The sequence below is a fragment of the Collinsella sp. CLA-ER-H5 genome (assembly GCF_040092375.1).
Lineage (GTDB): Bacteria > Actinomycetota > Coriobacteriia > Coriobacteriales > Coriobacteriaceae > Collinsella.
Genome location: NZ_JBBNLR010000005.1, coordinates 84,049 through 107,826, shown reverse-complemented (window position 1 = coordinate 107,826; position 23,778 = coordinate 84,049). Strand labels below are relative to the sequence as shown.

The 23,778-nt window shown below is 61.4% G+C and carries 24 protein-coding genes and 5 tRNA genes; 2 read left to right on the top strand and 27 right to left on the bottom strand.

Annotated features, from left to right (window positions below; all coding sequences use genetic code 11):
* On the bottom strand, positions 1-316 hold a 316-nt coding region (locus tag AAAX31_RS03380; RefSeq protein WP_349076177.1), incomplete at its 3' end, for a hypothetical protein.
* 164 nt (positions 317-480) lie between these two features.
* On the opposite strand from AAAX31_RS03380, the gene AAAX31_RS03375 reads away from it, so the two are divergent.
* The gene (locus AAAX31_RS03375; protein WP_349076176.1) at positions 481-1,020 is read left to right on the top strand and encodes a DUF6273 domain-containing protein; all 540 of its coding nucleotides are present in this window, start codon (positions 481-483) and stop codon (positions 1,018-1,020) included.
* 514 nt (positions 1,021-1,534) lie between these two features.
* Here the strand turns inward: AAAX31_RS03375 and AAAX31_RS03370 are convergent.
* From AAAX31_RS03370 to AAAX31_RS03275, 20 genes are all read right to left on the bottom strand, one after another.
* A tRNA-Pro gene (locus AAAX31_RS03370) sits at positions 1,535-1,611 on the bottom strand.
* Positions 1,612-1,691: 80 nt separating this feature from the next.
* Positions 1,692-2,906: a bifunctional phosphopantothenoylcysteine decarboxylase/phosphopantothenate--cysteine ligase CoaBC gene (coaBC, locus tag AAAX31_RS03365; RefSeq protein ID WP_349076180.1), complete on the bottom strand. Its 1,215-nt coding sequence runs from the start codon at positions 2,904-2,906 to the stop codon at positions 1,692-1,694.
* 3 nt (positions 2,907-2,909) lie between these two features.
* Entirely contained in the window at positions 2,910-3,629 is a 720-nt protein-coding gene (locus AAAX31_RS03360; RefSeq protein WP_349076175.1) for a hypothetical protein, read from the bottom strand.
* Entirely contained in the window at positions 3,626-4,435 is an 810-nt protein-coding gene (locus AAAX31_RS03355; protein WP_349076174.1) for a Nif3-like dinuclear metal center hexameric protein, read from the bottom strand. Before AAAX31_RS03355 ends, AAAX31_RS03360 begins: the two co-directional genes overlap by 4 nt.
* Positions 4,432-5,610: a cysteine desulfurase family protein gene (locus tag AAAX31_RS03350; protein ID WP_349076173.1), complete on the bottom strand. Its 1,179-nt coding sequence runs from the start codon at positions 5,608-5,610 to the stop codon at positions 4,432-4,434. Before AAAX31_RS03350 ends, AAAX31_RS03355 begins: the two co-directional genes overlap by 4 nt.
* Before the next feature lie 6 nt (positions 5,611-5,616).
* Positions 5,617-6,288 (bottom strand): ribulose-phosphate 3-epimerase, encoded by a 672-nt coding sequence (gene rpe / locus AAAX31_RS03345; RefSeq protein WP_349076172.1) that lies wholly within the window; start codon positions 6,286-6,288, stop codon positions 5,617-5,619.
* 18 nt (positions 6,289-6,306) lie between these two features.
* Positions 6,307-7,314, bottom strand: coding sequence for an NAD(P)H-dependent glycerol-3-phosphate dehydrogenase (locus AAAX31_RS03340; RefSeq protein WP_349076170.1), 1,008 nt, complete (start codon positions 7,312-7,314; stop codon positions 6,307-6,309).
* Between the two features lie 9 nt (positions 7,315-7,323).
* Entirely contained in the window at positions 7,324-8,007 is a 684-nt protein-coding gene (gene plsY, locus AAAX31_RS03335) for a glycerol-3-phosphate 1-O-acyltransferase PlsY (RefSeq protein ID WP_349076169.1), read from the bottom strand.
* Positions 8,000-9,334, bottom strand: a complete 1,335-nt coding sequence (der, locus tag AAAX31_RS03330; RefSeq protein ID WP_349076168.1) for a ribosome biogenesis GTPase Der — start codon at positions 9,332-9,334, stop codon at positions 8,000-8,002. Before der ends, plsY begins: the two co-directional genes overlap by 8 nt.
* A gap of 10 nt (positions 9,335-9,344) precedes the next feature.
* A complete protein-coding gene (locus AAAX31_RS03325; RefSeq protein WP_349076167.1) occupies positions 9,345-10,787 on the bottom strand; it encodes a DUF512 domain-containing protein in 1,443 nt (480 codons plus the stop codon).
* Between the two features lie 2 nt (positions 10,788-10,789).
* The gene (locus tag AAAX31_RS03320; protein WP_349076166.1) at positions 10,790-11,689 is read right to left on the bottom strand and encodes a 4-hydroxy-3-methylbut-2-enyl diphosphate reductase; all 900 of its coding nucleotides are present in this window, start codon (positions 11,687-11,689) and stop codon (positions 10,790-10,792) included.
* A 2-nt stretch (positions 11,690-11,691) separates the two neighbouring features.
* Positions 11,692-12,420, bottom strand: coding sequence for a lysophospholipid acyltransferase family protein (locus AAAX31_RS03315; RefSeq protein ID WP_349076164.1), 729 nt, complete (start codon positions 12,418-12,420; stop codon positions 11,692-11,694).
* 3 nt (positions 12,421-12,423) lie between these two features.
* Positions 12,424-13,110 (bottom strand): (d)CMP kinase, encoded by a 687-nt coding sequence (gene cmk / locus AAAX31_RS03310; protein ID WP_349076163.1) that lies wholly within the window; start codon positions 13,108-13,110, stop codon positions 12,424-12,426.
* Positions 13,111-13,176: 66 nt separating this feature from the next.
* On the bottom strand, positions 13,177-14,088 hold the full coding sequence (locus tag AAAX31_RS03305) for a pseudouridine synthase (RefSeq protein WP_349076179.1): 912 nt from the start codon (positions 14,086-14,088) through the stop codon (positions 13,177-13,179).
* Positions 14,089-14,131: 43 nt separating this feature from the next.
* A complete protein-coding gene (gene scpB / locus AAAX31_RS03300; protein WP_196031255.1) occupies positions 14,132-14,851 on the bottom strand; it encodes an SMC-Scp complex subunit ScpB in 720 nt (239 codons plus the stop codon).
* A 12-nt stretch (positions 14,852-14,863) separates the two neighbouring features.
* A complete protein-coding gene (locus AAAX31_RS03295; protein WP_349076162.1) occupies positions 14,864-15,673 on the bottom strand; it encodes a segregation/condensation protein A in 810 nt (269 codons plus the stop codon).
* Positions 15,674-15,757: 84 nt separating this feature from the next.
* Complete coding sequence (locus AAAX31_RS03290; RefSeq protein WP_349076161.1) at positions 15,758-16,441, bottom strand: site-2 protease family protein; 684 nt, start codon at positions 16,439-16,441, stop codon at positions 15,758-15,760.
* A 9-nt stretch (positions 16,442-16,450) separates the two neighbouring features.
* A complete protein-coding gene (locus AAAX31_RS03285) occupies positions 16,451-16,747 on the bottom strand; it encodes a hypothetical protein (protein ID WP_055250169.1) in 297 nt (98 codons plus the stop codon).
* Positions 16,734-18,767, bottom strand: coding sequence for an ABC-F family ATP-binding cassette domain-containing protein (locus AAAX31_RS03280; RefSeq protein ID WP_349076160.1), 2,034 nt, complete (start codon positions 18,765-18,767; stop codon positions 16,734-16,736). Before AAAX31_RS03280 ends, AAAX31_RS03285 begins: the two co-directional genes overlap by 14 nt.
* A 75-nt stretch (positions 18,768-18,842) precedes the next feature.
* Positions 18,843-18,915 (bottom strand) — tRNA-Ala (locus AAAX31_RS03275).
* 664 nt (positions 18,916-19,579) lie between these two features.
* Here AAAX31_RS03275 and AAAX31_RS03270 point away from each other — a divergent pair.
* Positions 19,580-19,655 (top strand) — tRNA-Ile (locus AAAX31_RS03270).
* A 210-nt stretch (positions 19,656-19,865) separates the two neighbouring features.
* Here AAAX31_RS03270 and AAAX31_RS03265 read toward each other — a convergent pair.
* From AAAX31_RS03265 to AAAX31_RS03240, 6 genes are all read right to left on the bottom strand, one after another.
* Positions 19,866-19,938: transfer RNA gene (locus AAAX31_RS03265), tRNA-Ala, on the bottom strand.
* Positions 19,939-20,420: 482 nt separating this feature from the next.
* A complete protein-coding gene (locus AAAX31_RS03260; protein ID WP_349076159.1) occupies positions 20,421-21,578 on the bottom strand; it encodes a hypothetical protein in 1,158 nt (385 codons plus the stop codon).
* Positions 21,579-22,025: 447 nt separating this feature from the next.
* Positions 22,026-22,100, bottom strand: a tRNA-Val gene (locus AAAX31_RS03255).
* Between the two features lie 138 nt (positions 22,101-22,238).
* On the bottom strand, positions 22,239-23,027 hold the full coding sequence (locus AAAX31_RS03250) for a DUF3825 domain-containing protein (protein ID WP_349076157.1): 789 nt from the start codon (positions 23,025-23,027) through the stop codon (positions 22,239-22,241).
* Between the two features lie 45 nt (positions 23,028-23,072).
* Positions 23,073-23,588 (bottom strand): Fic family protein, encoded by a 516-nt coding sequence (locus AAAX31_RS03245; protein WP_349076156.1) that lies wholly within the window; start codon positions 23,586-23,588, stop codon positions 23,073-23,075.
* The gene (locus tag AAAX31_RS03240) at positions 23,585-23,770 is read right to left on the bottom strand and encodes a hypothetical protein (RefSeq protein ID WP_349076155.1); all 186 of its coding nucleotides are present in this window, start codon (positions 23,768-23,770) and stop codon (positions 23,585-23,587) included. The genes AAAX31_RS03245 and AAAX31_RS03240 overlap by 4 nt, the downstream gene beginning before the upstream one ends.
* Positions 23,771-23,778: the final 8 nt, after the last annotated feature.

Here is a 23,778-nt window from a genome sequence, read left to right as displayed (position 1 = left end):
CTTCAGCGGTGCCAGCAAGGTAGGGATCGCGCAGGCAAGCCTCCTCCTTCGCGTTCAGCTTGACCTTGTGAGGGACGGTGCGGTTATTTGCAAATCCGTGAGAATCGCACCACGCCTTGGAATATGAATCCGTGCAGCGTCCGCGCTCAAAAAGGGATATATCGTAATTTTCGTCGTAGTTGCCTCCGACGTAGATCTCGCTGCTCTCGGCGGGAGACCCCTCGTCGGCATAGGCTGCCGCAACGGGCACAAATGGTGTCATGACAAGGGAGAGGCAAAGAGCTGCTGAGACGATGGAGGGCAGGCATTTCTTCATGGCTGGCTCCTTAATCTGGCCTTTGATAGTTACTTGATGTCGCCTTCTTCCGCTTTATATCCGTTGTATTTGGCGTATTTCTTTAATAAGGCAAGAGGTTCTTCCTCTCCTTCGGATAAGCCGATGATGTTTCCTTGATCATCCAGTATGAATATGGACGGAATATGCTCAAGTTCATATTGGTCATACACGGTCTTATCTTAATTTTTGCTGATGGCTCAGGCAAGGCGGGGCTTACGTTCGAGGCGACCAACAATGCCCTGGCCCTACAGAGAATAAACGCCACGAACACGCACGCCGGCGGCTGGGAGAAGTCCGAACTCCGCGGCCGCCTCAATACCGGCGACCTCTGGTCGCTTTTGCCTTGCGAACTCCAGTCCAAGGTGAAGTCCGTCACGAAGATGACCGACAACCTGGGCGGCGGCAAGGCAGGCACCCCCTCGGCCACGACTGACAAGGTCTTCCTGCTCTCGATGACTGAAGTCTACGGTGACCTCCAGTCTGACGGCGCCCAGTACGAGTACTACAAATCCAAGGGCGTGACAACGTCGAACTATTCCAGTGCTTCGTCGAGCAGCTATCACTGGACTCGCTCCGCGCATCCGAGCAACTCCGCTTCCTTCCGCTGTGTCCACAGCAACGGCAGCTATGACTACTACAGCGCGACGAACATCTACTGCGTGTTCTCCGCCTTCTGCTTTTAGCCTCATCTGCAACCAATGAAAAGCCCGTGCGATTCTGCGCGGGCTTTTCATTTGGCAACCAAACGAACGATTCTCGTCTTGAGGCATAGTTATCGGTTTGAGGAGAAATGGGGTCATACAGCGGCTCTCAGAGCGCCTGCCGCACTCCCCTGCCATTACCCCTGCGGCGTCCTCGTATAGAGCCCGTCCCGCTTGGCGTTTCGTTGCAACAGCCCACTTGTCCACCGATTAAGTGAACTACTGGAATAAATACAGTGACACGCTTGTACGTTACAGTCGCTATATTGGCGTAAATCGCCGCGATAAATGCCGCCAATTCTCGGCGTGTACCTGCTGCGCGTATGTAGAATCATATCGCGCTAATAAATCGGCTCAAGCGCGTGCAAAACACGCAAGTAACCGCACAAAGCGATTATCGCGCAGGTAGATTTTTGGCACCCTGTTGCTTAATCAAAATTAAGCAATTGCTTAAAACAAAAAAGGTCAGGCACTAGGTGCCTGACCTGCAAACTTCTGGTCGGGACGACTGGATTCGAACCAGCGACCCCTTGACCCCCAGTCAAGTGCGCTACCAAGCTGCGCCACGTCCCGAAGCTTTTATTTGTTGCTCTGCTCTCGCTCGCAACAGGGAGTATATTAACCCGAAACTTTAGACTTGTGCAAGAACTTTTTTACAAATTTTGAAGCAAGTCCAAAATTGTATCTGCGAGCTGGGGTTTTGTTAGTACGGGAAGTTCTTGCGTACCCGCTGTGCTCACGATCCAGGCCTTGTTGGTATCGGTTCCAAAACCCGAATCGGCACGCGAGACATCGTTGGCGATAATGGCATCGCAACCCTTGCGGATGAGCTTTCGCTGCGCGTACTCCACGACGTTATCAGTCTCTGCCGCAAAGCCGATCACGCATCGCTCTCCCTTTTGGCGCGAAAGTTCGGCCAGGATATCGACCGTCTCGACCAGTTCGATGTGGTCCAATCGTTCGTTGGCCTTTTTGAGTTTATGGTCGGCAGGGGCTGCGGGGGTGTAGTCGGCGACGGCAGCCGCGCAAATGGCCGCATCGGCCGTCTGGAAGGCGCCCAGCGCCGCCTGCAGCATCTCTGCGGCGGTCTGCACGCGCACGCACTCCACGCCGCGGGGAACATCGAGCGATGTCGGCCCCAGCACAAGCGTAACCGCAGCACCGCGGCGAGCGGCCTCCCCCGCCAGGGCGATGCCCATCTTGCCCGACGATCGGTTGCCGATAAAGCGCACGGGGTCGATCGGCTCGTGCGTGGGGCCGGCGGTTATCACAATGCGCTTGCCTGCCAGGTCTTGCGGGACGGGGTTCAGCACCTCGCAGACGGCCTCGACGATGTCCTCGGGCTCGCTCATGCGCCCCGTGTCAACGTCGCCGCAGGCAAGGTAGCCGCTGCCTGGTCCCACCACATGGACGCCACGGTCGCGCAATGTGGCCATATTGGCCTGCGTCGCCGGCGCCTTCCACATGCCGTTGTTCATAGCGGGTGCGATCACGATGGGTCGCGGCGTGGCAAGCAGCGTGGTGGAGATGAGGTCATCGGCGATTCCGTTGGCCATCTTGGCGATGATATTTGCCGTCGCGGGCGCCACGATCACAAGATCGGGCTCCTGCGCTAGCGAAATGTGGTGGATGGGGTCTGAGGGATCGTCGAATAGGCCCACGGCAACGGGCTCGTTGGTGAGCGCACGGAAGGTAAGTGGTCCCACAAACTCGGTGGCATGCTCGCTCATAACGACCTTGACGCGCGCGCCGCGCTTTTGCAGCAGGCGCACGATATTGCACGACTTATAGGCGGCGATCCCGCCGGTAATGCCCAGCAGGATCGTTTTTCCCTCAAGTTGCATTGAATTGTTGGATGCCGCCGTCATCATTTAGGCTTCCTTGCTGGGAAGCACCAGCAGACGGTGGCAATACGGGCAGTGCGCGATCTCGCTACCGTCGTGGTTGAGGTCGCTCATGGACGATGCCTGCAGTGCGGTGTGGCAGATGGTGGGAATGTTGCCCTTGATGGTCTCGACGGCCAGGCCGCGGAACTGCTTGAGCAGGCGCTCGTAGTCGGTGAGCACTTCGGTCGGCAGCGTGGCAGCCAGCGCAGTGCGCTCCTTGGTGGCGGCGTCAATCTGTGCCTGGAGGTCGGCGGCCTTGGCGCGGGCGGCCTTGGTGTCGGCCTTCACGCCTTCCTCGAACTTGGCGATGATGGCCTGCGCGCGAGCCTCGCGGTCGAGCGCCTCCTTATGGGCGATGACAACGTCCTTGCGGGTATGCTCGATCTTGTCCAGACGCTTGGCCAGGGTGGCGAGCTCGTTCTCCAGGTCCTGAACCTCGCGGTAGTCAGATCCGTCAACGTGGCGCTTCTTGGCGGCCTCGATGGCGTTATTGGTCTGGATCTCGGTAGTGTTGAGGTCGTCGAGCTCAATGTCCAGATCCTTGCGCTGGGCGTAGAGCTTGGTCATCTCGGACTTGAGCTTAACGTAGGTCTTGCGCTTGGAAGCGAGCTCCTTGAGCTCCGGCATATTGGCAAGTTCGCTCTTGTTGCGGGCGAGCTCCAAATCGATCTGTTGCAGCTTGAGTAGCGTAGCGCCGGCGCTCATAAGTTCTCTCCTTTTGTCACAGTCCACCATTGGCAAGGGTTCAGTATTTTAATCGCATGACGGGGGTCGACCCCGGCGTCAACTGCAGAGTTCATCAATATATCAACGAACGGCTCCTCGGAGCGGTCGTGGCCGAGCAAGATCACCGGTAGCCCGCGCAAGGCAAGGTCTTGCGCCACATGGTAGCCCGCCTCGCCTGTCACGATGACATCTGCGCCTGAGGCGATGGCGAGCTCTCCAAAGTCGCCCAAGGAGCCGCCCAAAATGGCGACGGTGCGGCACGGGTGATCGGCCTCGCCCCAAACGCGTGGGTCGCTGCCGAAGGCCGTGGCGGCGCGAGTGGCAAGGTCGCGCAGGCTGCAGGGCTCGTCGAGTGTCGTAAGGGCTCCCAGGCCGCAGGCCTCGGGCTCGGCCACATGCTCCAGTGAGCTCATGGGCTCAGCGCCCAGCAACTCACTCAGACGAACGCGCGCCTCGTGCGAACGGTCCAGGTTGGTGTGGAGCGAGATGATGCTCACCCCGCAGCGGGCCGCCTCGTAGAGCGCCGCACTGCACTGGGGACGTGTCGCGCTGGGCGGGCAAAATGCCTCGGGTGCCTTGATGTAGACGGGATGATGCGTGAGCAACACGTTGGCTCCGGCTGCCAAGGCGCGGTGCACGTTGTCCCTGGTAGCGTCAAGCGCGCAGGCAACGCCGCGGATCTCGTCATCGGGGTCGCCAACGGATAAGCCTACGTGGTCCCAGGGTTCGGCGTCCGCCTTGGGATAGCGTGCAAGCAGGGCGCGCTCGAGTTCGGCGACGATCATGCGGCGCCTACGATCGAGAGGAGCGTCTGGGCAAAATCGTCCAGATCGCCCGGATTCACGCGGTCATCGAAGGAGATGCGCAGTGCGCCCAGCGCCTGCTCGCGACCGATGCCCATCGCGCTCAAAACGTGGCTGGGGTCCATGCTGCCGCTCGAGCATGCCGAGCCTGCCGACACCTCAAAGCCGGCGGCGTCGAGCTTGATGATGAGCTCCTCGGAGTCCATGCCGTCAATGTAGATCGATACCATGCCGGGCAAACGGTCGGCCTGCGTGTAGTCACCCATGGTGGCGTGAATGCGCGGATGGGCCGTAAGCGTGGCGTAGAGCTTGTCGGAAAGGGCTTGTAGCTTCTCGCGCTCCTCGGCCACATGGGGCGTCAGCGTGCAGGCGGCAGCGGCAAAGGCGAGCTGCGTGCGCAGGTCCTGAGTACCGGCGCGACGTCCGGCTTCCTGTCCACCGCCAAAGATGCGGGGGCGCAGCGGCGTGCGGTTCTTAAGGTAGAGCGCGCCGGATGCCACAGGACCGCCAATCTTGTGTGCGGCAACGGACATAGCGTCGACGCCCAGCTCGGTGACATCGAGCGGAATATGCAGATAGCCCTGGATGGCATCGGTGTGGAACAGGGCGCCTGCGGTGTGCGCAGCCGCGGCAAGCTCGCGGATGGGCTGCACCACGCCGGTCTCGTTGTTGGCGGCCATGATGCTCACGAGCGCGACGTCGTCGCCGAGCAAGTCGCTCAGCGCGGCGGGCTCGATGTAGCCCGCACGGCAGGGCTGCACCAGATCGACGGTAAAGCCGGCGGCGCGCAGCAGCGGCAGGTTGTCCAGAATCGAATCGTGCTCGATGGCAGATACGATCACGCGGTTGCGCTTGCGGTCGTGCTGACGGGCGCCCTCGGCAAGGCCGAGGAGCGCCAGCTGGTTGGCCTCGGTGCCGCCGTTGGTCAGGACGATCTCGGACGGGCGGACGCGAGCGCCAAAGCTGCGGGCGATCTCGCGACGGGCAACTTCCAGGCGTGCGGCGGCCTTGCGGCCAAGCGAGTGCAGTGAGTTGGGGTTGACGCCCGCAAGCTCGCTGTCGTCGTACTCTCGCTGCGCAAGGAGCGCCTCGGCGCGCATGGGCGTCGAGGCGGCATAGTCAAGATTCACGGGTATGCGGTTTTGACCTGCGGTCATAAGGATTTATGCCTCCTGTGCGGCCTCGTTGCCCAGCTTCTGCAGCAGCGCAACCTCGGCGGCGGGATCTTCGGACTTAAATACGGCGGAGCCGGCTACGAGCACGTTGGCGCCGGCCTTGACGACCTCGGCGATGTTCTTAGAAGAAATGCCGCCGTCGACCTCGATCATGGGCGACACGCCGTGGCGCTCACACATGGCCTTGAGCTCGTGCAGCTTAGGCAGAGTGCCCGGGATAAAGCTCTGGCCGCCAAAGCCGGGGTTCACGCTCATCAGCAGCACCATGTCGACAACGTCTATGATGCTCTCGAGCACGCAGACGGGTGTGGCGGGGTTGAGCACCACGCCGGCCTTGATGCCGCGCTGCTGCAGATGCGTGAGCGTGCGATGCAGGTGCGTGGAGGCTTCGTAGTGCACGGTGATCATGTCGGCACCGGCGTCGGCGTACCAATCGACCGTCTCGTCGGGGTTCGACACCATCAGGTGCGCGTCGACCGGTACATCGGTGGAGCGCTTGACGGCCTTGAGGATGTCAACGCCAAAGGTGAGGTTGCCGGTAAAGTGACCGTCCATGACGTCGAAGTGCACGTAGTCGGCACCGGCGATCTTGTCGAGCTCGCCCTTGAGGTTGGCCATATCGGCCGAGAGGACGGACGGAGCGATTTTGATGGAACCCATGGTAGTAGCCTTTCTGCGCTAGTCGGTGAGTCCGTAGAACTCTTGGGAGGGGACGCGGTCGGTAAGGATCTCGAGCGCCCTATCCAAAGTAACACCGTTGTAGAGCGTTTGCTCCACGGCAAAGGTGAGCGGAATGTCTACACCCAGTGAACGGGCGAGCTCGCTGACACTGCGGGCCGCAACGGCGCCCTCGACCACCATGTGCGTGCGCGTCTGGTATTCGTCGAGCGACACTCCGTGGGCAAACTCGTAGCCAAAGGTTCGGTTGCGCGAATGCTCCGAGGTGCAGGTGGCAATGAGGTCGCCCATGCCGGCAAGACCCATGCAGGTCATGGCCTGGCCACCACGGGCGTGCACCAAGCGGCTGATCTCGGCCAGACCGCGCGTCATGATGAGGGCGAGCGTGTTATCGCCCGCGCCGGAGCCGGCGGAAATGCCGCACACGATGGCGATGACATTCTTCATGGCGCCGCAAACCTCGACGCCGGTCATGTCCTGCGACAGGTAGATGCGGAAGGCCGTGGATAGGAGCAGGTCCTTAAAGGTCTCCCCTACCTGCGGATCTTTGCTGGCGATGACGGCGGCAGAAAGTCCGCCGCGGCAGATCTCCTCGGCATGGTTGGGGCCCGAGAGTGCCGCCACGCGCGCATCGTTGCCGATCTCGCTGGCAATGACCTCGCTCATGAGCAGGCCGGACTCGGGCTCAATACCCTTGGTGAGGCAGAGCACCGGGGTGTCGGCGGCGATACAGGGTGCCGCCTGATGGCATACGCTGCGTAGGTGCGTGGAGGGCACGGCAAAGATAATGACGTCGGCGCCGTTGAGCGCCTGCGCCAGGTCCGTCGTGGCGACGACGTTGCCGGGCAGCTCATATCCCACCAGATACCGGGGGTTACGGTGCTCGCCATTGATGCCGGCGGCCGTCTGCTCGCTATGGGCCCACATGGTCACGCGCTCGGCTCGAGCGGCGGCAAGGCCGGCGACGGCGGTTCCCCAGGAGCCGGAGCCAATCAGCGCAACATTCATGACTCTCTCCTACTTATCGTCGGGCTCGGTGACGCGCTTGGTAAACGAGAGCTTGGACTCCTTGCCCGTCATGAGCTTTTTGATGTTCGCACGATGGGCCCACACCACGGTAATGCCGATCAGCGCCATGCAAAACTTAAGTCCCAGGCTGCTGTACGGAAAGACCGCGCAGGCGGCGATGGGAAGGCCGATGGCCGCGGCAAGCGAGCCCACCGATACAAACTTGGTGATGGCGACGGCCACGATAAACATGCCCAGCAGCGAAAGCCCAATGGGCCAGTACCAGGCGAGGATGACGCCCAAGCCCACGGCGATACCCTTGCCGCCGTGGAAGTTGAGGTAGGGCGAGAAGATATGGCCCCATACGGCCGCCAGGCAGATGACGCCGAGCATCCAATCGCCGGCAGCACCGGGAGCCATAATGCTCGGCGGAAAGCCATAGCCCACGCCCGCGATAAGCGGACGGGCGATGATAACGCAGATGGCGCCCTTAAGGCAGTCGAGCAGCAGCGTGAGCGCGGCCACCTTGGGGCCGGCTACGCGCAAGGCGTTGGTGGTGCCGATATTGCCGGAACCCGCCTTGCGAATGTCGGTGTGGTTAAACACGCGGCCCAGGATCAGGCCAAACGGAATCGCTCCGATAAAGAACGAGACCACGGCGCAGATGGCGGTCAGCAGAATCGGATTATGCATCCTTTTGCTCCTTCTTCCTAAAGAAGAGTCGAATGGGCGTGCCGGAAAAATCGAAGGTCGAGCGCATACGGTTCTCCACGTAGCGCTGGTAGGTGTCGTTGACCAGGTCGCTGTGGTTGACGAAGAACGTGAACGTCGGCGGGTTGACGCCCGTCTGGGTCACGTAGTGCATGCGCAGGCGGCGCTTGCCGTCCACCACGGTATGACCGAACTCGCGCAGGTCGGTGAGGAACGTGTTGAGGCGCGAGGTGCTGATCTTTTGCGAGCGCGTCTTCTCGGCTGCGTCGACCATCGCCCAGATCTTCTCGACGCTGCGACCGGTCAGGGCCGAGATGCGCAGGTACTGAGCCCAGGGAGCCATAACACCCAGACGGCGGTCGACGGTCTCCATGCAGGCCTCACGCTTGCGGTCGTCGTCGAGCAGGTCCCACTTGTTGAGCAGCACCACGATGGCGCAGCCGCGCTCGATGGCCAAGCCCATGACCTTCTGATCCTGCTCGGTGACGCCCACGGAGGCGTCGACGACGAGCAGCGCCACGTCGGCGCGGTCGATGGCGCGCAGGCCGCGGACCATGGAGTAGTACTCGATGTTCTCGTACACGGTGCTCTTCTTGCGAATGCCCGCTGTGTCGACCATTCGGTAGTGCTTGCCGTCGCGCTCGACGACGGTGTCGATGGCATCGCGCGTGGTGCCGGCGATGTTGGACACGATGGAACGGTCGGCGCCCAGGATGCGGTTGAACAGCGAGGACTTACCGGCGTTGGGGCGGCCGATGATGGCCACGTTCAGCGCATCAGGGAACTCGTCGGCGATCTCGTCCTCCTCTTTGGGCAACAGGGCCACGATGTCGTCGAGCAGGTCGCCCGTGCCGTGGCCATGCAGGGCCGAGAGCGGCGTGGGCTCGCCGATGCCGAGCGAATAGAACTCCCAGATGTTGTCATTCTCGCGATCGGGGTTGTCGAGCTTGTTCACCAGCAGAAAGACCGGCTTGCCGCAGCGCTTGAGCATGCGGGCGACCGACTCGTCCTCCTCGGTGACGCCGGTGCGACCGTCGACCACAAACAGGATGACGGCGGCTTCCTCGGCGGCGGCAAGGGCCTGGTCGCGGATGGACGTGGCAAAGACGTCGTCGCTCTTAAGCGGCTCAATGCCGCCCGTGTCGACGATGGTGAACTCGCGGCCGTTCCAATCGGCCGTGTGATACGAGCGGTCGCGCGTGACGCCGCGAGACTCGTGGACGATGGCGTCCGAGGTCTGGGCCAGGCGGTTAACGAGCGTGGACTTGCCCACGTTGGGGCGTCCGACGACGGCGACGATAGGTTTCATCTGCTCTCCTTTAATGGATAGGGTCAGCGGGAATAGTTGAATTGGCGGGCGTTATGCCAAGGATGTGCTCCAGGGTATCGAGCAGCTCATGCGGCATGGTCGACACCACATGAACCTCGGCGCCGCGACTGGTAAGGCTTGCGAGTAAATCGTCACGATGATACTCGTCAAGCGTCATGCCGTCAGCGTTGAACATGAGCTTAGGCACAAAGAGCATAACCCCCGACAGGTCTTTCGGCAGCTGCTCAAGGATATCGCTGGCGACGATGAGGCCGGTCACGTCCACGTTACCGCCAAAGTAGCGGTTTTTGATGGCCGTGACGGTGCCGGAAAGGCCCTGTGGAGACTCCACGAAGCGGGCCACGGTATCGCGTGCGCTGACGCCCGAAAGACATACCAGGCGCTGGTCGCGGGCGGTCATAGCCTTGCGAACGCGTGCCAGACGCTCGGCGTCGGCGGCAAGGACATCGTCGGTCTCGTCCAGATAGGAGCGGATCATGCCGATGCCGTCGTAGTACTGCGGGTAGCCGTCGTAAAAGTCTGCCTCGGGCGGCTCGATGCCGGCGTCCAGATAGAACTCGTCGCTCATCTGGAAGGTATGGCGGCCAAATCGCTCGAAGGCACGGTCCTGGAAGGGCCGGATCATGGCGATGGTCTCGCGCGCCAGCTCGGGCTTGTCGCTGTAGGACCACGTAAAGCGGTTCTGATGCTTGGTAAAGCCCAGTGGCACAATGCCCAGGCTCGTGATCTGTTCGTGCTCCTCGCAAAAGCGCAGAGTCTTCAGCAGTTCCTCGCCGTCGTTCATGCCGGGGCACAAAACGATCTGCGCATGGATTTCGATACCGGCGGCCATGATTGCCTCGAGCACATCCATGCCGCGCTGGGCGTTGCGGCCCATCATCCGGCGGCGGACATCGGGGCTCACGGCGTGGACCGACACGTTCATGGGGCTCATGTTACGGTCGATGACGTTTTGCACGTCCTCGTCGGTGAGGTTGGTCAGCGTGACGAAGTTGCCCTGCAAAAAGCTCAGGCGATAGTCGTCGTCGCGGATGTAGAGCGTGGAGCGCCCGCCCTTGGGCAGCATCGTCATAAAGCAGAACACACAGGCGTTTACGCAGGTACGCATGCCGTCGAAGATGGGGCCATCGAACTCAAGGCCCCAGTCCTCGCCGGGAAAGCGATCGAGCTCGACGGGGGTGACGGTGCCGTCGCGCGGATCGAAAACCTCCAGCTCGACGGTGTCGTCATCTGCCTCCCAGAGCCACACGATCATATCGGTCAGTTGCTCGCCGTTGACCGTGAGCACGCGCATGCCCGGCTCGATACCCACATCCCATGCGGGCGATTCGGGGCGCACGTTTTTAACGAGCGCGCCCTCACCCGGCTCGGGGTCGCGGCTGCGCCCGTAATCGGCCACCTCGGCGGCGTATGCGGGTACGGTCTGGTCCATGATTAGCGGCAAAGCTCCTTGATGCGCTCGACGGCGCGCTCGATGTGTTCTTGTGGGGTAGAGGCTCCGGCGGTGATGCCGATGTGGCGTGCGTCGGTAAACCACGCGGCCTGAAGCTCGGAAGCTTCCTCGATGTGATACGTACGCTCGCAGGCGTTTGTGCAAATCTGCGCCAAGCGGCGAGTGTTGCCCGAGTTCTTGCCGCCAACCACGACCATACAGTCGCAGCGGTTGGCAAGTGCGGCTGCTGCCTGCTGTCGCTCACTCGTGGCGGCGCAGATCGTATTGATTACACGCAATTCCTGCACGCGCGGGGTGATGGAGGCGACAACCTCGGCCAGGTTCTGCGCGGTTTGGGTGGTCTGCACTACCAGGCCAACCTTGCCCTTGAGCGACAGCTCGTCGGCGTCGGCGGCACAGCTCACGACTTGAGCGTCATCGCCGGCGTGGCCCAGAATGCCCTCGACCTCGGGATGGCCCGGCTCGCCCACGACGATCACACGGTAGCCCTCGCGCACCAGGCGCTCGGCGGCTACATGGACCTTCTTAACGTAGGGGCAGGTGGCGTCGACCACGGTAAGGCCGCGCTCGCGAGCGGCGTCAATGACCTGCGGCACCACACCGTGGGCGCGGATGATCACGGTGCCAGATACGGCATCGTCCAAGGTGTCGGCCAGACCGACGCCCGCCTCGGCGAGCTCGCGGACCACGATGGGGTTATGGATGAGCGGACCCAGCGTGTGGACCTGAGTGCTCTCTTCCGCCTGCGGGGCGGCCGCCAATGCCATATCGAGCGCACGCTGCACGCCGTAGCAGGTGCCGGCGTGGGCGGCGATTTCGATGGTGGGGGCGTCTGCCTTGCCGGGCACGGCCTCGGCGGTGTTCATGACTTCCTCGCCCATGGCTAGAACCTACCCGGGTGCTCGGCGCACAGGTCGTCGCGCATGGCGTAGACACGACTCATGGCCTCGGACTCAAACCATGCCAGACGCTCCTTGCGCGTGAGCTCGGCCGGTGCATCGGATAGCGAGATGGCCTTTCCGGCACGGATCCAGCACTTTTTGGGACGCATGATCTTTTTGCCCGCAGGCGTGATATCGGACCAGCCGCAGATGGCGAGCGGGTTGACGGGCGCCTTGCCCATTTGGGCGATAAGCGCAAAACCGCCGTGGACCTCGGGCTTGATCTCGCGCGAGCGGATGCGAGTGCCCTCGGGGAAGATCAAGACGTCCTCGCCGCGCTGCAGCGCATGCTGGGCGGCACGCAGACACTTCATGTCGGCCGTGCCGCGCTCGACGGGAATACCGCCCACGCGGCTAAAGGCCCAGCGCACGATCTTGCTCTTGGCGAACTCAGATTTAAAGATAGGGCGCACACGGCGGCCGCCGAAGAACAACGCCGTCTCAACGGCCAGCAGCTCGGCCATTGAGGTGTGGTTGCAGATGACCACGCTGCCGCGGCCTTCCTGCCGCTCAAACAGCAGGTCGCTGTCCTCGACCTTCCAGCGCCACATGAGCTTGGAGAAGACCCACAGGATGCCCATGACCACGGCAACAGTGCCGCGTATGAGCGCCGGGAACTCGGCGTACGGGGCGTTGTAGTAATCCTCGGGCGTCTGCTTAAACAGGCGCATGGGCTACCTCCTTTGGTTGATGAGGTCCTCGATTATCGAGACGACCTCATCGATGGTGTGGGCGGTGGAGTCGACGTGCACGGCGTCCTCGGCGGGCACGAGCGGCGCGACCTCGCGGCTGCTGTCGAGCTTGTCGCGCTGCTTGAGGGCATCGAGGGTTTCGTCGACCTCGGCTTCGAGCTGCTCTTCGCTGAGCGGCTGGGCGTCGTTTTGGTGGCGCTGCAGCACGCGGCGACGGGCGCGCTCGCGCGGGTCGGCGGTCAGGAACACCTTGACCTGCGCGTTGGGGAACACGACGGTGCCGATATCGCGACCTTCGGCCACGATATCGCGGTCTTCGGCTGCGCGGCGCTGATGGATGAGCATGGCGGCGCGTACGCCCGGGTAGGCCGAGACCTTGGAGACGTTGGCGTCCACCTGCGGGGTGCGGATGGCAGCCGATGCGTCCTGGCCGTCGATGGTCAGGCGCGTGTCCTCGCCGGTGCCGTTGGTAAAGCGGATATCGATCTGCTCGGCGAGGGCGTCGATGGCAGCCTCGTCGTCCAGGTCGATGCCGCGGTCGAGTGCGGCGAAGGTGACGGCGCGATACATGGCGCCCGTGTCGAGCTTGTTAAAGCCCAGCTGGCGGGCAATCTCCTTGGCGATGGTGGACTTGCCGGAACCGGCGGGGCCGTCGATGGCGACGATCATGCAATGCTTCCTTTCGGTGGTTGACGTTCTGGTATGGGACGCGGGCGCTGCTCGCTGGCGGGCTAGCTAGCCCGTGTAGCGCTCGCGGTAGGTGTTGCGCTTGGGCGCGGAGCCATGGCTGCCGTGGTGACGTGCGTGGCTCGCGGTGTTGGTCGCCGGCGCGGCGCGCTTGGAGGCGGCCTGTTTGGGCGGGATGCCGCCGGCCTTGAGGATTTGCACCTCCCGGTCGGTGAGCTCGCGCCACGAGCCCTTGGCCACGTCCTTGAGCTCCAGGCCGGCAAAGTTACAGCGATGCAGGCGGATCACCGGATGGTGGATCTTGCTCAGCATGCGCTTGACCTGGTTCTTGCGCCCCTCGCGGATGATGACCTCCACGGCAGTGGTGCCGGGCTTTACGCCTTGCGGAGCCACGGCCTCGGCCTCGCGCGCGCTGATGACGCGGCAGATCGCCGGCTGGCACAGGCCGTCGTCGAGCTCGATGCCGCGACGCAGCGGTTCCAAATCGCGATCGGTCAGGGGGCCGTCTACCAGTGCCTGATAGGTCTTGTAGACATGCTTGCTGGGGTGCAGCAGATCCTGCGAAAGGTCGCCGTCGGTGGTAAAGAGCAAGAGGCCCGTGGTGTCGCGGTCCAGGCGACCCACCGGGAAGAGCCCCGGAAAGCGGTCGCGCGGGACCAGGTCGGCCACGCAGGGGCGCTCCTGCGGATCGCTCATGGTGGTGAGGTAGCCGGACGGCTTATAGAGCATCAGGTACACGGCGCCCTGGTTGAGCTTGACGGGCATGCCATCGACCTCGATATGGTCGCGGTCGACATCGACCTTGGTGCCCAGCTCGGTCGCGACCTGGCCGTTGACGGTCACGCGTCCGGCAGTCATCAGGTCCTCCGAGCCGCGGCGGCTCGCCACACCCGCGCGCGCCAAAAAGCGCTGCAAACGCATGGTGTGCGGGTAGACGGGCTGGGCGTCGCCCGCGGGCATTGTGGCGCCCGTGGCGCTTGCGATGCGCGTCTCCTCTGCTTCGTTAGTCCTCGTCATGCATGTCCTCCGAGGTGTCACCGGCGGCCAGCAGCTCCTCGCCATCGGTGTCCTCAACATCGGTATCGATCAGTTCGCGCTCTTCGTCCAGGTCCTCGGCCTGCTCCTCGAGCGTGGACTGAATGCTGCGGCCGCTCAGGCGCTCGCGGATAAACTGGCGCGATTGTTCGTCAGGGGCAAACTGCTCTAGATCGGGCAGGTCGCGAGTGGAGCGCAGGCCGAACTTTTCCAAGAAGGCGTTGGTCGTGCCGTAGATGATGGCCTGACCGCGCTCGGGGTCGCGGCCGAGCTCGCGCACCAGGCCCTTGTCCACGAGCGACGCAATGACGCCGTCGGAGTTGACGCCGCGGATGCCCTTGACTACCTCGCGCGTGACGGGCTGGTGGTAGGCGATGACGGCCAGAGTCTCGAGCGCTGCCTGCGACAGTTTTTGCGTGTCCCAGCTCAGCACGTAGGCCTCGACCACGTCGTGGTAGGCGGGGTGTGTAAACAGGCGCCAGCCACCAGCGACCTCGCGCAGCTGAAAGCCGCGGTTGGCCTCCTCGTACTCAACCTTGAGCTCGGCCAAAAGCGACGCGCACTCGCCCGGGGCGATATCCAGCGCACCTGCCAGCGCGGGTGCGCTCACGGGGTCGCTCGACACCAGCAGCAGCGCCTCGAGGGCGCCTTTGAGGCTGTTTGCCTCTAGCGTGGAAAGGGTTGACATGGTTGGTCGCTCCTATTCGGTGAGCTCGGGGCCCTCGCCGGGCACGTATGCCTCGGCGCCCTCGACGCGGTTGATTTGAATGGTTCCAAAGATCTCGTCCTGGCTTAGCGTAAGCGATCCGCGCTTGGCGAGCTCCAGCATGGCCAGGAAGGTGACAACGAGCTGCTCGGTGGTGGCGTCGCCGTCCAACAGTTCTCGGAAGGTGCAGGTTTGGTGCGCCATAGTAAAGCGATCGACCGAGGCCACTGTCAGGTCGAGCGGCACACGATGCGGTGCCACGTGCTCGGCCTCCAGTAGGAAGGTCTGGCGCTTGCCGTCCAGGTCGGCGCAGATGACGGCCAAGCCGCGCAGGGTGATGCCGGCCAGGTAGTCGGGCATAAGGCCTAGGAACTCGGGGTCGGGGCCGGCCACGCGCGGATGCATGCGGCTCTCGGCCTGCATGCGCGCGCCAAGGGCTGCCGCCGCGCCCTTAAACTGCTTATAGGCGATCAGGCGCTGAATCAGGACCTCGCGCAGGGCGTCGCCGTCGAGTGCGCTGAGCTCCTCGAGGTCATCGTCATCCTCGTCATCGTCGTCTGTCTTGCGCGGGGCTTCCTGGGGCACCAGCGAGGCGGCCTTGATGTCCAGAAGGGTTGCCGCGACCAGCAAAAAGTCGCTCGCCACGTCCAGGTCCAGCGCCTCGATGCGCTCGACCTCGGCAAGGTACTGCTCGGCCACCTCGCTGATCGAGATGGCGCAGATATCAACTTTTTGGCGGGTTACCAGCTGCAGCAGCAGGTCGAACGGTCCGCTGTAGACCTGCGTCGACACACGATACGACATCTTCGACCTCCTTTGACGGCGCCTTCGCGGCGCGGTTTGGGTGCATGTTGCGACCGTTATGCGCGGTCGACCTGTAAGTTTACCCTAGATGCCGGCGATTGCGAAGTCGAGCAGCCGCTCAGCCAGCGGATACACGGTAACGTCGAAATAGCGGCCGATCACGTCGATGCCGGTCCACATGGGCAGCAGATACAGCACGATGATAAGGATCGGCATAGCGTATTGCTGCAGACGGTAGTAGTTGGCGAGGGCTTTGCCTTTGAGGAAGGGCACGATGATTGACGAGCCGTCGAGCGGCGGGATCGGGATGAGGTTAAAGAACGCGAGCGACAGGTTGACCACGATAAAGGTGGCGCCGAAGTTCATGATCTGCGACGCCACGGCAAAGGACATGCTGGCGTAGAGATTGCCGTACGCTGCGTGCATGAGGGCTGCGGCGAGGCATGCCAGTGCGATGTTCGATGCGGGGCCGGCTGCGCTCACCAGGACTTCGTCCCGCTTGGGTTGCTTGAGGTTGTTGAGGTAGACGGGCACGGGTTTGGCAAAGGCGAACACCGGGCCGCCGGCCGCGAGCATCAGCAGCGGCAGGAGGACGGTGCCAAACGGGTCGATATGGTTGAGCGGGTTGAGCGAAACGCGGCCGCGTGAACGCGCCGTCTTGTCGCCGAGCGCCCAGGCCGCGGCGGCGTGTGCACTCTCGTGGATGACGATGCCCACGATGACGGCGACAGCGCTGGCGAGCAGGTTCATGAGGTAGCTGCTGGACATGGCGCTCCCCTAGCGGACGCGACGCGAGGCGCGCGTGAGCAGGTAGTCGGCCACAAACAGGATGACGGCGACGATGGCGTAATCCAAGCGGAAGACACCGCCAAAGGGCGAGGTGATAACGCCGTAGCCGGCGATGGCGCTCGGCAGGGCGCGCGAAAGCTCAACGACAAAGCCCACGATCTGCAGCTTGGCGGTGAGGCCGCTGAAGCACAGCAGCACGGTCATCGCGCTCATAAAGATGCCGCAGATGCGACAAGCGATGGCTATGATGCTCATCGCCACGGCGGTGGCTTTACGAGAGTTCACGCGCGGTCTCCTCTTCGATCTGGGTGGAAAGCTCCAGCCATTCGTCCTCGAGCTTGGGCAGCTCTTGCTTAAGGCCGTTATATTCCCCCAGCGCGGCGTTGAACTTGTCCTGATCGGCATAAAGCTCTTCGCTTGCCATCAATTCCATAAGCTCGTCATAGCGGGCACGCTTTTTGTCCAGCTCTGTCTCGATTTTCTTGAGCTGGTTGCGCACGCCCTTGAGCTTTTTGTTGAGCGCGGCGCGGGCCTGGGCCTCGGCGCGCTTTTGCTCCTTGGTCTTTTTGCCCTCGGCAGGCTTAGGCGCCGCGGCGGGGGTGTCGGCCTGGGCGGCGCTGGCTTTAGTGGACTTGGCCGCGACAGGCGCGCTCTCCCCTGCCGCCTCGGCGGCGGCGCGGGCTGCGAGGTCCTCGCGCTTGTAGAGGTAGTAGTCGTAGTCGCCGTCGTAGACCGTGACCTTGCCGTCGCGGATGTCGATGACGCGGTTGGCAACGGCGCGCACTAGGTGCTCGTCGTGGCTGATAAGCACGATGGTGCCGGGGAAGTTTTGCAGGGCGTTCTCGAGCATATCCACCGAGTCGATGTCCAGGTGGTTGGTGGGCTCGTCCAGGCACAGGAGCGCCTCGGGCGCCACGAGCATCTTGGCCAGGGCCAGACGCGCTTTTTCGCCGCCGGAGAGGACGCGGACCTGCTTTTCGATTGCGTCGTTATCGCTAAACAGGAAGGCGCCCAGCAGGCTGCGCTGCTGCGGAACGGTCCACTTGGGCGTGACGGTGTCGATTTCTTGCAGGACGGTGTTGGACTCGGTCATGCCTTCGAGCGCGTGCTGGGCATAGTAGGCCACACCCACGTTGGTGCCCAGGTCACGGGTGCCTGTAGTGGGCGGCTCCAAGCCGGCGATGATTTTCATGAGGGTGGACTTGCCAGCGCCGTTAGGGCCGACGAGCGCCACATGCTCGCCGCGGTAGAGTTTGAGGTCAATATCACTGTAGATGTGCTTGTTGCCGTAGGACTTAGACACGCCCTCCAGGCCCACAACCATGTCGCCGGAGCGCGGCGGATCGGGGAACTTAAAGTCGATGTGCTTGTGGCCCTCGGGCAGGATGACGAGCTCCTTTTTGATCTGCTCGATCTTGCGGATGCGCTCCTGGGCCTGGGCTGCCTTGGTGGGCTTGTAGCGGAACTTGTCGACGAAGACCTGCATGTGAGCGATATCGCGCTCCTGGGCAGCACGCTTGGTGCGCATCTGCTCCAGGTTGTCCTCGCGCTGCTTAAGGTAGCTGCTGTAGTTGCCGGTGTAGGTGGTCACGCGGCGGTTCTCAAGCGCGGCGACGTGGTCGACGCAGGCGTCCATGAAGGCGCGGTCGTGGCTGACGATAAGGACGGCGCCGTCGTAGTTCGCGATAAAGCCGCGAAGCCACTGGACGCTTTCGAGATCCAGGTGGTTGGTAGGCTCGTCCAGAAGCAGCAAGTCAGGATGGCGCAGGAAGAGCTTGGCGAGCGCGATGCGCATCTGCCAGCCGCCCGAGAACTCGGAGCACGGGCGCTCAAAGTCGGTGACCTTAAAGCCCAGGCCGGACAGGATTTTGCGGGCGTTGCTCTCGAGCTCGTAGCCGCCCAGGTGCTCAAAGCGATCCTGGACCTGGCCGTACTCGTTGAGGAGTGCGTCGACGTCCTTGCCTTGCTCGGAGAGCTCGGTAATCTGGGCCTGCAGCTCGTTGGCGCGCTCGCCCATGCGGCGGATTTCCTTGGCGGCGGCCATGACCTCGGCAAGGATGGTGGTGTCCTTGTGTTCCAGGTTGGTTTCCTGCTCTAGGTAACCCACCTGGCAGTCCTTGGCGTACTGGACCTGGCCGGAGTCGGGGCTGTCGATGCCCATGATGATCTTGAGCATGGTGGTTTTGCCGGCGCCGTTGGGTCCCACGAGCGCGAAGCGCTCGCCGGGGTTGATCTGGAAGGACGCGCCGCTAAAGAGGACGCGCGCGCCGAAGCTTTTTTCGATCTTGTCGACCAGGAGGATCATGGTGCCGCCTTTGACCTTGTGTGCCTATATGAAAAAAGGCCCCAACTTGCGTTGGAGCCTTATTCAATGCTCGGGTGGAGACGAGGGGGATCGAACCCCTGACCTCTTGACTGCCAGTCAAGCGCTCTCCCAGCTGAGCTACGCCCCCGTGCGAAGAGGTACTATACGGGAACTCGGGCGGCGATGCAAGGACAATTTCGGAAAAACTTTCTGCGGCGGGGGCGAGGATGCGGGACGGGCCGCGGACGCGGGCGGCGGCGTTGCCGCCGCCCTCCTCTCCGGCGCCCTTGGGACATCCCGAATCCCGCGGACCGCCGTTTCTCGCATCCGCGGCGCGGTCCGCCATCCGCCCAACGGCTGTCCCGCCGGCGCCGGGCCCATTATCGGGGCCAACCGCCCCCCCCGCACACCCGACGATTTCAAAACCATGCCGGTTTACGGGGCCAGGCCGGGAACCCCCGAGCATGCCGCAATCGGTAAAATCAAAACCGCAGGTAGACGGCTTGTGAATTCCGTGAAATGTCGGGTATGGGCGGCCGGTCTGGATCCAGCCCCGTAATCCGGCATGGTTTTGAAATGGCACCAGTTCGCCGATGGCTAACTCTATTTGCAGCCTTTGGATAATGGCTTGAACCATTCTCATCCAGTGATATTTATTGTGATGCATCTTGATTATCAGGGAATAGCGGGTGTTAAAAACATCGCTTGATCGTGCGTTGTGCGACATGCTTGTGCATGGTAGTATTTCAAATCGTGATTTAACCCGATGGGAAATGAATTTCCATTGTTGAAACTATAATCACAGTACATAAGGGCTCTTGGCGCAACGGTTAGCGCAGGGGACTCATAATCCCTGGGTTCTGGGTTCGAATCCCGGAGGGCCCACCAGAGTATTTCGAGGCCGGGCATTGCGCCCGGCCTCTTTGTTATTGGCGCTGCGGAATAGCTTTGCCATCCAGAGACGTAAAGTTATTAACATTCATATTCGTAATTAACAACGGATATGTCGACAAGAGGCTACCCAGCCAACACATGGCGTAAATCGATTGATATGAAAAAAGGCCCCAACTTGCGTTGGAGCCTCATTCAATGCTCGGGTGGAGACGAGGGGGATCGAACCCCTGACCTCTTGACTGCCAGTCAAGCGCTCTCCCAGCTGAGCTACGCCCCCGTGCGAAGAAGTACTATACGGGAACTCCCTCGCCGATGCAAGGACAATTTTAGAAAATATTTTGCGGGCGGCGGCGAGGGGGCGCAGCCAGGCCGCGGACGCGGGCGGCGGCAACGCCGCCGCCCTCCTCTCCGGCGCTCTTGGGACATCTCGAGTCCCGCGGACCGCCGTTTTTCGCTTCCGCGGCGCGGGCCGTCATCCGCCCAACGGCCATCCTGCCGGCGCCGGGCCCATTATCGGGGCCAATCGCGCCCCCGCCGACCCGGCGATCTCAAAACCATGCCGGTTTACGGGGCTGGGCCGGGAACCCCCGAGCATGCCGCAATCGGTAAAATCAAAACCGCAGGTAGACGACTTGCGAATTCCGTGAAATGAAGGGTATGGACGGCCTGTCCGGGTCCAGCCCCGTAATCCGACATAGTTTTGAAATGACACTAATTCACTGGCAGGCAAACAAGGTTGTTCTAGTATCTCGTTGCCGGCTAATTCCCGATTTCCAACCAGTTGCACAAAACATTTGCTCGCAGTCGCGTCTCGACGCGCTTCATTGCCTCGGATTTGGCTTGATATCGAATCCCCAAACGACTGCAGATGCTTTTGACTATGGTGTCTAGCTGCTTTTTGTCGTTAAGCATATCGTGGGTTACCAGAAACACGTCGAAACCCATACTCTGGAGCGCAGTCATGCGCTCTGCATCGTGGTCAAGTACCGCGCCTGATCCATGGATGACTTCACCTTGGATCTCGATAATTACTGCCTTCATTAGGATTGGGTTTACAATCACAATGTCGCCGTAGCAAACCTTTTGACCTGCGATGCTTTGGGCCGCCTCGGATAGAGGGGTTAAATCGTTGAGATACACGTATTTGAATCCTGAACCACCTAGACGTCGAGAACGACTTAGAAGCAGGACCCCCGCGACCTCGAGTGGAGATGCAGCGATGCCGATAACCTGCTGAGCGGCAACATAAAACTGCTTTCCCCACATTTGACTTTTGACCTTATCGGCGAATCGATGCAGGTCGCTCAGTTCGATGAGCGGCTTTCTCATCCAAAGAGAAGTACCTTTGAGTTTTGTAATCTCTCTTCCGTTCTCACGCTTATTCGATTGGCCTTCATTATCTGGGGCCTTTACGGTTGCGCGGGCATAAACTCGTTTCCAAGGGACCTCGTTTTCGCCCTCTCCAAGTTCGAACAGATCCTGCGTGCTGGAATTGCGATTCTCCTCTTCCGCAATTTTTAACTGCATTTCGACAGCGGGGATCGGCTCGAAAACAGAAAACCAGCCGCAAAGTTCGTACATGGCCAGTACGAGATCTATTTGGGACACAAAGCGTGTCATAGTAAATAACGTGTTAAGCGGATTGGTGACACTAAAGCCTAAATGAGTGTCGATTGTTGCGCCGGCATCCGATACCCCTTCCCAGCGAATAGTGGAGCGCAAACCCGAATGGTGGTTACAACAGCCTGGTGGAGCAACAGAAATAATCGGGGTTTTGAGGACGTCGTTTACGAAAGGGGCTTGGGATAGGGCTCGCCAGCCGTCTTCGGAGTTGGGCAGGCGCGGGTAGAGATCGCGCACCTGCGGCGGGCAGCGCCAGTAGCGGAATGCGGTGTTTGCGCAGACGATTTCGTCCATTTGCGCCTCCCCTGGTATCGGCCATAGGCCGCGCGGATTGCGGACATCACCGATTATCTACCGGGGCATCATGCGGGTAAGTACCGGAAGCTGACCAAACACTGACCAAAAAATGGATGGGATGTGTTGAAAGGTTGTCACGAGGCGTGAATGTGCTGATACGAACTGTGTGCCAGTGGTCTCTGTCTCCACAATTGCGTATGACTCATGCAAAGAATTCATTGAAAGAGCGCGTGATCTTTCTTCGAAATGGTCAATGACGTCACTTAAAGTTAGTCAACGAACGGAAATTATATTCAATATGTAGGATTCGTGAAGGGGACATGATCAATAAAAAACGGGACCCCATTTTAATAAAAATCAAAAATTTGGTGTCAGTTTTGGTGTCACCCTTTGTGTCAAAAAGAAAAAGGCCAGAGGCTCAACACCTCTGGCTTGTGCTTTTGATGGTGGGCGATACAAGATTCGAACTTGTGACCCCATCCGTGTGAAGGATATGCTCTACCCCTGAGCCAATCGCCCGTCGCCTTTCGGCAAAAGAGATACTATCATAGCCGCGCGTGGTTTACCAAGAACTTTTTGCCCCCGATTTTAAATTCGTGGGCGTATAGCGCGCCACCGCAATCAGGGCACACGACAAACCCGCAGCTAAACAGCCATTTATCGCTTAATCCACGAAGTCTCGGGGCGGCAAATGAGCCGCGCGTTGTTGTAGGCCATATCGAGTGTGAGGCAGGTGCGCGCGGCGTAAAAGCCGTCCTCGCGCTGGATGGTCAGCGCCAGCTCGGGCTTGTCGCCGGTCAGGCACAGCGGCAGGAGCAGCTGGATTCGGCCGCCGTAGAACTGCGGCACCGCGAGCGTGTAGTTGGCTGCGGCGCGGCGGGCGGCCTCGACGACGGCGCCCTCAAAGGCGCGGCGCAGCAGCAGCGAGTTGCCCTCCCCCATCAGGCTGGCGGGAATGCGCGTCAGGTTCTCCTCGTCGCCCAGAATGTGGTCGATGTTGGAGCAGATGGGCAGGCGGTAGTCAAAGACCAGCTCGGAGGGGTCCTCGGCAAAGCGCACGCGACACGGCAGGTACTCAAACGAGACCAACATGGGGTCGCTTTCCTTAAAGAAACCCTTTAAAAACCAGCGCTGGCGCGCGTCGGGCTTGGTGTTGGGCTCAAACAGGCCGTAGATGGTCTCGTAACGGCGCGTGTACAGGCCGGTGTTGAACAGGCAGCGGTCGTCGTCGAACACCAGCGGCAGGTTGGACGGCGCGGTCTGGTCCACGTCGCGCTCGGTCAAAAACACCGCGCGGCTAAACGAAAACGACAGGTAGTTTTTGAGGATGCGGTTGCCGGGACCCCAGTCCTCGGGGTCGGCAAGGTCGGCCAAGCGGTCGTAGCAGGGCTCGGGGCAAAACGCGAAGTCGTACACATTGCTGCACAGGGTGCTGGGGATCTCCATATGGTGTCCAATCCATTTCATAGCTGGCGTGCGGATGCTTAGATTCTATACGCGCGGCGGGTCGTCCGTGCCCGCAATGCAACCGCGGCGCAGCTCCTCGGCGAGCCCGCTGGTCGTACGGTTTCCAGATACGAGGTCTTGGATCCAGGCGTAGTACTGGTTGTCTTTGGGCTCGGGACTGTCGGACAGCACGACCGGAGTGCCGGCGAACCTTAGAACGGACAACGCAAAGACAAGGCTGGTGCGTTTGTTACCGTCCTCAAAGATGTGGTCCTTGACCATGTGCTCGGCCACGTAGGTGACCTGGTCAAAGATGTCAGCGAAGCGGTCGGCCGGCGATTGGCCGAATATCGTACAGAATGCACCCGCAAGCACGGACTCGACGCGTCCAAGCTCAAGCGCGGCCCGGCCGCCTGCGGCGTCGGTTGTATAGCAGCGCCCGACCGTCATCAGCGTGCTGTGTAGGCGCATCACAGCCGCGGCAACAGCTTCGAGCGAACCGGCATCATCAAGCACGAGTGGCGCGAACGGATGAGCGCCCCGCTGCGTAGCCGCCATCATGAGTCCTCCAAGAGCCTGAGCGCGTTGGGCATGCCCGCAATGGTCAGTCGAATAGCTTCATCGATCGACGTGACGCCGTCGAGCAAAATCGGTGATGATGAATTTGCCTCGTGTGCAGTTGGATGACCTTCTTTAGCAACGCGATTGGCGTCGTCATCTAGTTGAACGTAGTTCCAAGGCATGACTGCCT